1 protein-coding gene is annotated in these 1,651 nt (G+C 71.8%); it reads left to right on the forward strand.

The features are described 5' to 3' along the window. The first annotated feature begins 105 nt into the window (after nucleotides 1-105). Entirely contained in the window at nucleotides 106-1,530 is a 1,425-nt protein-coding gene (locus ACI2L3_RS40265) for a ParB/RepB/Spo0J family partition protein (RefSeq protein WP_362015724.1), read from the forward strand. Nucleotides 1,531-1,651: the final 121 nt, after the last annotated feature.

A 1,651-nucleotide genomic window follows, 5' to 3' on the forward strand; every position in this document is an offset into this window, starting at 1 on the left:
CTTCCCGGGCGGCCGGACCGTGGACGCCCGTTTCTTCCCCGTGTTCGACCCGAGCCGGCCCGCCGAGGAGCAGGCCCGCAGATCCGAAGGAGACCGATGATGGCCATGAAGAGCGAGACCCAGGCCGCAACGCTCGAGCTGCAGCGCGTGGAGAACCTTCGCCCCCACCCGAAGAACGTCCGGGATCGGGCGGTCGCGGACGAGGAGATGATCGCCTCGGTCCGTACGCAGGGCATCCACCAGCCCCTCGTCGTGGCACCTCACCCGACGCTTGAGGGCGACTACACGGTGATCATGGGCCACCGGCGCCTCAACGCGGCGAAGAAGGCTGGCCTCGACACCGTCCCGGTCCTGGTCCGTCACGACCTGATGGACGAGCGTGACCAGATCGCGGCCATGGTGCAGGAGAACCTGCACCGCAAGGACCTTTCCATCGCGGAGGAGGCCACCGCCGTCCAGGCGATGCTGGACTTCGACGGCTGGGACGCCAAGCGCGTGGCGCGGGAGACCGGTCTGTCTGCCCGCCGGGTCCGGGCCCGCGCCAAGCTGACGAAGCTCGACGACGCGACCTTCGAGCGGGTCCACGACGGCCAGCTCACCCTCGAGCGGGCCGAGGTGCTGGCGGACTTCGCGGGTGAGCCGGAGGAGGAGAGCCTGCTGGCCGTCGTGGACGTGCACCCGTCGAACTGGGACTGGCACGTCAGGCGGGCGAAGGAGTCCCGGGAGTGGCGCAAGCGGCGCCCGAAGGTGCTCGCTGAGCTCAAGGCGGCCGGCGTCGAGGTCATGGACGCCCCGGAGACGCCGGTGTGGCGATCGGACTCGGAGTGGCAGGAGGTCAAGGTCGAGGATGCGGCGGAGGCGGCTGAACGTGGCGCCCGCGCCGTCGTCGCCGAGGACAGCGACGACGTCCGGTACCTCGTGCCTCGATCCAAGCCGGATGCCGCGGCCACGGCCGAGGAGGTGGCGCGCGAGGCCCGTGCCGCGCTCCGCAAGGAGCTCGACACTGCTCTCGCCGGCGTCCGTGACCTCGAGGACCAGTGGATCCGCGACACCGTGCTGCCCGCGGCGAAGGCCGGCGACGAGCGCACCCTCCGTGTTCTCGCCCGCTACTACCAGCAGGCCACCACGAACTTCGCTGGCGCCTACGGGATCCAGGCGCGTCAGGCCCGCATCCTCCAGGTCACCAAGGGTGCCGCGCCGAACCTGGGCGCTGCGGTGGCCGAGGCCGTCGCTGGGATGACGTTGGTCGAGCAGGCCGCGCTGTGGGTGGTCGGCATGTGCCAGACCCCCTCGCTCTCCAGCTACGTCTACGAGCACGCCTACCCCTCCCCCTCCACGCTGCTGTGGCTCGAGCTCCGCGCCGCCCTCGGCTGGGTGTTCGTGGATCCCGAGGTCCGCGCCGTCCGAGAGCTGGCCGGTGAGGACGGCCCTGACGGGCGCCTCGCGCAGCTGGCCGGGCTCGCCCCGGCCACCCGGCCCGCCACGGACGGCGGGGTCGACGACTCCGCTGAGGGCGGTGATCCGGCATGAACGCGACGCTCGCACCCAGCCTCGAGGCGGTGGACGAAGCGGAGCGGACCCCGTGTCAGCTGGCGGATCCGGACATCTGGTTCACGCCGTCGTCGGAGGAGGTGGCCGTGGCCGCGTGCTG

It is taken from the genome of Streptomyces sp. NPDC029674, assembly GCF_044903205.1.
In the GTDB taxonomy this organism is placed as follows: Bacteria; Actinomycetota; Actinomycetes; order Streptomycetales; family Streptomycetaceae; genus Streptomyces.

Coding starts and splice junctions, on each gene's coding strand:
- ACI2L3_RS40265 (WP_362015724.1), top strand. CDS start 106: ATGAAGAGCGAGACCCAGGCCGCAACGCTCGAGCTGCAGCGCGTGGAG.